The 7,322-nt window shown below is 61.2% G+C and carries 5 protein-coding genes; 3 read left to right on the top strand and 2 right to left on the bottom strand.

The window, feature by feature from the left end; translation table 11 throughout:
* Positions 1-219 precede the first annotated feature (219 nt).
* Positions 220-3,690: a NahK/ErcS family hybrid sensor histidine kinase/response regulator gene (locus ACCC96_RS25625; RefSeq protein ID WP_413697264.1), complete on the bottom strand. Its 3,471-nt coding sequence runs from the start codon at positions 3,688-3,690 to the stop codon at positions 220-222.
* 164 nt (positions 3,691-3,854) lie between these two features.
* Positions 3,855-4,394, bottom strand: coding sequence for a TetR/AcrR family transcriptional regulator (locus ACCC96_RS25620; protein WP_019648184.1), 540 nt, complete (start codon positions 4,392-4,394; stop codon positions 3,855-3,857).
* Positions 4,395-4,485: 91 nt separating this feature from the next.
* Here ACCC96_RS25620 and ACCC96_RS25615 point away from each other — a divergent pair, with 91 nt between their 5' ends.
* From ACCC96_RS25615 to ACCC96_RS25605, 3 genes are all read left to right on the top strand, one after another.
* Entirely contained in the window at positions 4,486-5,679 is a 1,194-nt protein-coding gene (locus tag ACCC96_RS25615; protein ID WP_413697263.1) for an MFS transporter, read from the top strand.
* Positions 5,680-5,721: 42 nt separating this feature from the next.
* Entirely contained in the window at positions 5,722-6,033 is a 312-nt protein-coding gene (locus ACCC96_RS25610; RefSeq protein ID WP_413697262.1) for a cupin, read from the top strand.
* 106 nt (positions 6,034-6,139) lie between these two features.
* Positions 6,140-7,291 carry a TDT family transporter gene (locus ACCC96_RS25605; protein ID WP_413697261.1) on the top strand — a complete coding sequence of 384 codons (1,152 nt, stop codon included), beginning with the start codon at positions 6,140-6,142 and terminating at the stop codon, positions 7,289-7,291.
* The last annotated feature ends 31 nt before the right edge of the window (positions 7,292-7,322 follow it).

Here is a 7,322-nt window from a genome sequence, read left to right as displayed (position 1 = left end):
GGGATGTGACGTTCAGCAAGCTGGATATCGATCAGGATAGGTATTCCCTGAAAGACCGCAGGAATCCACCCTTTGTGGCGAGGGTGCTTGCTCCCGTTGGGCTGCGCAGCAGCCCCCGTTTCCCGTAAAGCAATCCGCGTTGCGTGTTTTGCGACTGCTGCGCAGTCTAGCGGGAGCAAGCTCCCTCGCCACAGGTTCTGGGCTAGCCAGACGCATTTATTACAACGGCAAATGCCGACTCAACAACGCCCGCAACGCCGCCGGCTTCACCGGTTTGGCCAGGTAATCCAGGCCCGCTGCATGCACCTGGGCCACGGTCTCCGGCCGTCCATCGGCGCTGATCACCACCCCCGGCACCGGCTCGCCCAATTGCGTGCGCAACCACGCCATCAAGTCGGTTCCGGTCTCGCCATCGTCCAGGTGGTAATCCACCAGCGCCAACTGCGGCCGCATCCCGTCGTTGAGCAGCGTCGCGCATTCATCACGGTTGCGCGCGGTCCAGACCTGGCAACCCCAGCGCGTGAGCAGGCTGTTCATGCCGATCAGAATGCTGTCCTCGTTATCGATGCACAGCACCTGCGCGCCGCCGAGCAAATGGCCATTGAGTTCGGCAACCTTGGCCGGCACCGCGGCTTGTGCCCGAGCCAATGGCACGCTGACACTGAATACACTGCCGCGCCCCGGCCAGGAGCGTACGCGCAAAGTGTGACCGAGCACGCGGCACAGTCCATCGGCAATCGCCAGTCCCAGGCCCAGGCCTTTCTCGGCCCGGGTCTGGTGGCTGTCGAGGCGTTTGAACTCTTCGAAAATCACCTGTTGTTTGTCTTTCGGAATACCCGGTCCACGGTCCCAGACCTCCAGGCACAGCTCGCCGTTGCGCCGCCGAACGCCGAGCAGCACGGGGCCTCTGGCGTAGCGGAAGGCATTGGTCAGGAAGTTCTGCAAGATCCGTCGCAGCAGTTTGATGTCGCTGTCGACCCGTAGCGTGCTGCCCCGGACGCGGAATTTCAGCCCCTGTTCCTGAGCCAGTGCCTTGAACTCGGCCCCCAGCGTGTCAAACAACTCATTGAGCACGAAGGGCTTGCGATCAGGGTTGATCTTGCCGCTTTCCAGGCGGGAAATATCCAGCAGATCACTGATCAGGTCTTCGGCCGAACGCAGTGAGCTGTCCAGGTGATGAACCAGCTTCTGCGCTTCGCTGGACAAACCCTCTTCCTGATGGGAGAGGGCGGCAGAGAACAGCCGCGCGGCGTTCAGCGGTTGCATCAAGTCATGGCTGACGGCGGCCAGGAAACGGGTTTTCGACTGGTTGGCCGATTCGGCGGTGCCCTTGGCTTCGGTCAGGGCAAGGTTGAGTTGCGACAGTTCGTGGGTCCGTTCGGCGACCCGCCGCTCAAGGCCTTCATTGGCTTCGGTCAGCGCCTGTTCGGCTTCGCGGAACGCGGTGATGTCGGTGAAGCTCATGACGAAACCGCCGCCGGGCATCGGGTTGCCGATCAGCTCGATCACTCGGCCATTGGGGAACAGTCGCTCGGAGGTATGGGCACGGCCCTGACGCATCCAGTGCAAGCGGCGGGCGACATGCACTTCCGCTTCGCCGGGGCCACACAGGCCGCGTTCGGCGTTGTAGCGAATGATGTCGGCAATCGGCCGGCCGACGCTGATCAAACCGTCGGGGTAGTTGAACAGCTCCAGGTAGCGCCGGTTCCAGGCCACCAGTTTCAGCGACTGGTCGATTACGCTGATGCCCTGGGTGATGTTCTCGATGGCGCCTTGCAGCAGGGCACGGTTGAATTGCAGCACTTCCGAGGTTTCGTCGGCGATCCGTACGACGTCCTCCAGTTGCATTTCCCGACCTTCGATGGCGGCTTTTACCACCGCCCGAGTCGAAGAGGCGCCGAGTACACCGGCCAGCAAGCGTTCGGTATGGGCGATCCATTCACCGTCGGCGTTCTGGTTCGGGTTGAAACCTTTGCCCTGGCGGTAGGCGAAACGGATGAAGCTCTGACGGGCCCGTTCTTCGCCGACAAACCGGGCAGCCAGTTGCAGCAAATCGTCGATCTGTACCGCCAGCATCGAGCGGGCGCTGGGGCGGGGGCTGATTTCCTGGCCGATGAAACGACCGGCCTGCCAGTGCTCCGAAACCCGCGTGCGTGACAGCACCGAGACCCAGGCGAACAAGGTGAAGTTACCCGCCAGGGACAACACCACGCCTTGAGTCAGCGGCGTGATCGGCAGGTTCAGCGGGTTGCTTTGCAGCCAGGCCAGGCCCGGAAAACTGCTCAAGGGCAAGCCGAGGCTGTTGGCGGCAACCGGCAACACCAGGGTGTAGAACCAGAGGAATGTCCCGGTGGCCAGCCCGGCGAACACGCCACGGCGGTTAGCCTGTTTCCAGTACAGCGCGCCGAGCATGGCCGGGGCCAGTTGGGTCACGGCGGCGAAGGCGATCTGGCCGATGGTCGCCAGGCTCGCGGTCGAGCCCAGCAGGCGATAGCTGACGTAGGCCAGCAGCAGAATGACCACAATGCTCACCCGGCGCACCGAAAGCATCCACTGGCGGAACACTTCGAATGGCCGTTCGGCGTTGTTGCGCCGCAGCAACCATGGCAGCAGCATGTCGTTGGAGAGCATGGTCGACAGCGCCACACTGGCCACGATCACCATGCCGGTCGCCGCTGAAGCGCCGCCGATAAACGCCAGCATCGCCAGGGCAGGGTGAGATTGGGCCAGCGGCAGGCTGATGACGAATGAGTCCGGCAGCACTGAGCTGGGCAGCATCATCTGACCGGCCAGAGCGATCGGCACCACAAACAGCGCCGCCAGCGCCAGATAGGCCGGGAACACCCACTTGGCCAGGCGCAGATCCTGGGGATCGATGTTTTCCACCACGGTCACATGAAATTGCCGGGGCAGACAGATGATCGCCATCATCGCCACACCGGTCTGCACCACCATGGACGGCCAGTTGATGGTTTCCTTCCAGTACTCTTCCAGGCGCGGGGCGAGCATGGCCTGGTCGAACAGGTCGTCGAAACCGTCGTACAGGCCGTAGGTCACGAACGCGCCGACCGCGAGAAAAGCAAACAGCTTGACCAGCGATTCAAAGGCAATCGCCAGCACCATGCCGCGGTGGTGTTCCGTGGCGTCGAGGTTGCGGGTACCGAAAACGATGGTGAACAGCGCCAGCACCAAAGATACGATCAGTGCGGTGTCCTGCGCGCGCGTGCCCATGGCGTCGGCGCCGGCGCCGATCAACAGGTTCACGCCCAGCACGATGCCCTTGAGCTGCAAGGCGATGTAGGGCAGCACGCCGACCAGGCAAATCAGCGCGACGACTACCGCCAGGGACTGGGATTTACCGTAACGGGCGGCGATGAAGTCGGCGATGGAGGTGATGTTCTCCTGCTTGCTGATCATCACCATTTTTTGCAGGACCCACGGCGCGCACACCAGCAGCAAGATCGGCCCGAGGTAGATCGGCAGGAAGGACCAGAGTTGTTCGGCCGCCTGGCCCACGGCGCCAAAGAACGTCCAGCTGGTGCAATAAACCGCCAGCGACAGGCTGTACACCCAGGCACGCACCCGTGGCGGCAACGGCGTGCTGCGACGGTCGCCGTAAAAGGCGATGGCGAACAGGATGGCCATATAGGCCAGGGCGACAGTGGCGATCAGCCCGGTGGACAGCGACATGGTAACTCCAGACAAAAGACATCCGGGACTGCGCCCGATCCAGACAGTCTCGCATGACCGCCTGAGTTAGTCAGTGTCGACCAAGGTCGTGGCGTGGCGGGGTGTCGCAGGTTGGCAGTCAGTTGGATTGCTGGAGTCTTTTCGGGCCTCTTCGCGGGCAAGCCTCACTGACTCAACGCAATATCGATCAGCCGATGCAACTCTTCAACCTCCAGCGCCTGCGCCGCAAACAGGATGCGAAACACCGTCGGTGCCACCACCATATTGATCAGCCGGTCGACACTTGGCCGTGGTTGATCGGGATAGCGATCCAGAATCGTCTGCAACTGCCCGCCAATGATCGTCACGCAATAGCCCGGCGTGGCGCTGGATTGCACGTCGCGCATCATGTTGCGCCCGGGTTCGGAACTCATTTCGTCCAGATACTGCTCCGCCCAGGCCCGCACGTCCCCACGCAGGCTGCCGGTATTGGCCGGCTCACTGTCAGGGCGCATGCGGGCGAGGGCGACATCGGCCAGCAGTGCCGACAGATCACCCCAGCGCCGGTAAATGGTCGACGGCGTCACCCCGGCCCGGGCAGCAATTTGCGGCACCGTCACGCAGGCGCGGTCCTGCTCTTCAAGGAGCGCGCGGACGGCCGAATGAATCGACTCTTGAACCCTGGCACTTCTGCCACCGGGGCGTAAACCTTCTTTAATAGCCATGCAATGGACCTTAACACAAAGAATTTGCTTTAAGAGAAGGCCAGTAGCACACTCCGCAAAAGCAAAAAATTAGCTTTTGCGGAGTGTGCTCATGTCTCTTCCAGCGACAAATCGTTCCAGCCTGTGGTTTCTGGCGATCACCTTACTCAGTTTTCTCGCCGCTTCCACCGCGCCGACCCCGTTGTATCACCTCTATCAGGAACACCTGCAATTCTCGGCTGCGACCCTGACCCTGATTTTCGGTGTCTACGCCCTCAGCTTGCTGGCGGCGCTGCTCACGGTCGGTTCGCTGTCGGATTATCTGGGGCGCAAACCGGTGATTTTTACCGCCGTGTTGCTGAATATGCTGGCGATGTTGCTGTTCATCAACGCCGACAGCGTCGCCTGGTTGATCGGAGCGCGAGTACTTCAGGGGTTTGCGACGGGAATGGCCACCGCCGTCTTGAGTGCGGCGCTGCTGGACACTGATCGCCAGCAAGGACCGATGGTCAACAGTGTTGCGCCGTTGCTGGGCATGGCGCTGGGGGCCATGGGTTGCGGATTATTGGCCGAGTTTGCGCCCCTGCCGCTGCAATTGACCTATTGGGTGTTGTTCGCGCTGTTTGTGATGCAAGCGCTGTACGTCTGGCGCCTGCCGGAAAGCGTCAGTCGACAGCCGGGTGCCTGGGCCTCGCTGCGCCCGACCCTGCATGTGCCGATTCAGGCGCGGCGAATGTTGTGGCGGGTGCTGCCGATAGACCTCGCGGTGTGGGCGCTCGGTGGCTTTTTCGCCTCCCTGGCGCCGTCCCTGGTGCGGACAGCCACCGGGTCCACGTCGAACCTGATTGGCGGTGCGACGGTGGCCGTGTTGACGGTGACCGGCGCCTCGATGATCTACACCTTGCGTAATCGGCCGGCCGACAAGGTCTTGCTGCTGGGCGCGAGCTTGCTGCCCGCAGGCGTTGCGCTGATTCTGTTGGCGGTCCACAGCGCCAGCCTGCCATTGTTTTTCTTCGGCACGCTGGTGGCGGGCGGCGGTTTTGGTGCGGGTTTCCTGGGTGCCTTGCGCAGCCTCGTGCCGCTGGCCTTGCCCCATGAACGGGCCGGATTGATGTCGGCGTTTTATGTGCTCAGTTATCTGGCGTTCTGCTTGCCGTCGTTGCTGGCCGGTAATCTGACCCGCACCTTTGGGCTGGTGGCGACCACTGACGGTTACGGCGCGGCACTGATCATCCTGTCGCTCGCTGCGCTAATCGGCTTGCTTCGCGAGCGGTCCGTTAAAGCTTGTGGCGTCGATGTCCGATGACCGTTAGCCTTGGCACCGCCATTCATTTCGACGGACCGACCCATGAAGATCATCCGCAGCAAATCCTTCACCGGTGACCGCGCCTGGGCAGCGCTGGATATCGCCAACATGAACGGCATCACCACCCGTTTGCACTGGACCGATCAGCCGTATAAATGGCACGTCAACGATGGCCAGGAAGTGTTCGTGGTGCTCGACGGTCAGGTGCAGATGCGTTATCGCGAAGCAGGCCTCGAAAAGGAAACCCTGCTGGAGGTCGGCGATATTTTTTATGCCTCGGTGGGCACCGAACATGTGGCCTATCCGCAGGGTGTGGCGAGGATATTGGTGATCGAGACTGAAGGCAGCGTTTGATGCTATATCTGCAAAACAGATAACAGTTAGAGAAATTACCCGTTATATCGATATTCTATTCGGATCTATCATGAGTTCCTACCTCATTAGAGGACAGGAGTTCACCATGACCTGCACCCGTAGCGTTAAACCCGGTATCAAACCGCTCAGTCATCTGCAGCACCCTAGAGAAGCCATCCGCCAATTCACCCCGAACTGGTTCGCCGCGACCATGGGCACCGGGGTATTGGCACTCGCGCTCGCGCAACTGCCCCTCGCAATACCCGGCCTGCGTGAGTTGGCCGAAGGTTTGTGGCTGTTCAATATTGTTCTGTTTGTGTTGTTCACGGCCATGTATGCCGCGCGTTGGGTCATGTTCTTCGACGAGGCGCGGCGGATTTTCGGCCATTCCACGGTTTCGATGTTTTTCGGCACCATTCCCATGGGCCTGGCGACCATCATCAATGGCTTTCTGCTGTTCGGCCTGCCGCGTTGGGGCGACGGTGTGATTCATCTCGCCGAAGTGCTGTGGTGGCTGGACGTGGCGATGTCGCTGGCCTGCGGCGTGCTGATTCCCTACATGATGTTCACCCGGCAGGAACACAGCATCGACCAGATGACCGCTGTCTGGCTGTTGCCGGTGGTGGCGGCGGAAGTGGCGGCTGCCAGTGGTGGCTTGCTGGCGCCGCACCTCGCCGATGCTCATTCGCAGTTAGTGGTGCTGGTGACCAGCTACGTGCTTTGGGCTTTTTCCCTGCCAGTGGCGTTCAGCATTCTGACCATCCTGTTGCTGCGCATGGCGTTGCATAAATTGCCCCACGAAAACATGGCCGCCTCGAGCTGGCTGGCGCTTGGGCCGATTGGCACGGGTGCGCTGGGCATGTTGTTGATGGGCGCCGACGCACCGGCGATCTTTGCCGCCAACAGTCTGCCGGGGATCGGTGAAATAGCTGAGGGGCTTGGGTTAGTCGCCGGTATCACGCTGTGGGGCTTCGGGCTTTGGTGGATGCTGATAGCACTGCTGATCACTGTGCGTTACTTGCGCGCTGGCATCCCGTTCAACCTCGGCTGGTGGGGGTTCACTTTCCCGCTGGGTGTCTATTCCCTGACTACGCTGAAACTGGCCAGCACTTTGAACCTGACGTTCTTCAGTGTCTTTGGTTGCGTGTTGGTGGCCATGCTGGCAGTGATGTGGCTGATTGTCGCCAAACGCACGGTGCAGGGCGCGTGGCGGGGCGAGTTGTTTGTCTCGCCTTGCATCGCAGGATTAAAGAAATAACCGGCAAAGATTAGGTAATGTGTGTGGCCTG

The sequence above is a fragment of the Pseudomonas sp. Pseusp11 genome (assembly GCF_047304405.1).
In the GTDB taxonomy this organism is placed as follows: domain Bacteria; phylum Pseudomonadota; class Gammaproteobacteria; order Pseudomonadales; family Pseudomonadaceae; genus Aquipseudomonas.
The sequence above is the reverse complement of the archived record's forward strand: the minus strand, read 5'-3'. Positions and strand labels throughout refer to the sequence as shown.

Coding starts and splice junctions, on each gene's coding strand:
- ACCC96_RS25620 (WP_019648184.1), bottom strand. CDS start 4,394: ATGGCTATTAAAGAAGGTTTACGCCCCGGTGGCAGAAGTGCCAGGGTT.
- ACCC96_RS25615 (WP_413697263.1), top strand. CDS start 4,486: ATGTCTCTTCCAGCGACAAATCGTTCCAGCCTGTGGTTTCTGGCGATC.
- ACCC96_RS25625 (WP_413697264.1), bottom strand. CDS start 3,690: ATGTCGCTGTCCACCGGGCTGATCGCCACTGTCGCCCTGGCCTATATG.
- ACCC96_RS25610 (WP_413697262.1), top strand. CDS start 5,722: ATGAAGATCATCCGCAGCAAATCCTTCACCGGTGACCGCGCCTGGGCA.
- ACCC96_RS25605 (WP_413697261.1), top strand. CDS start 6,140: ATGACCTGCACCCGTAGCGTTAAACCCGGTATCAAACCGCTCAGTCAT.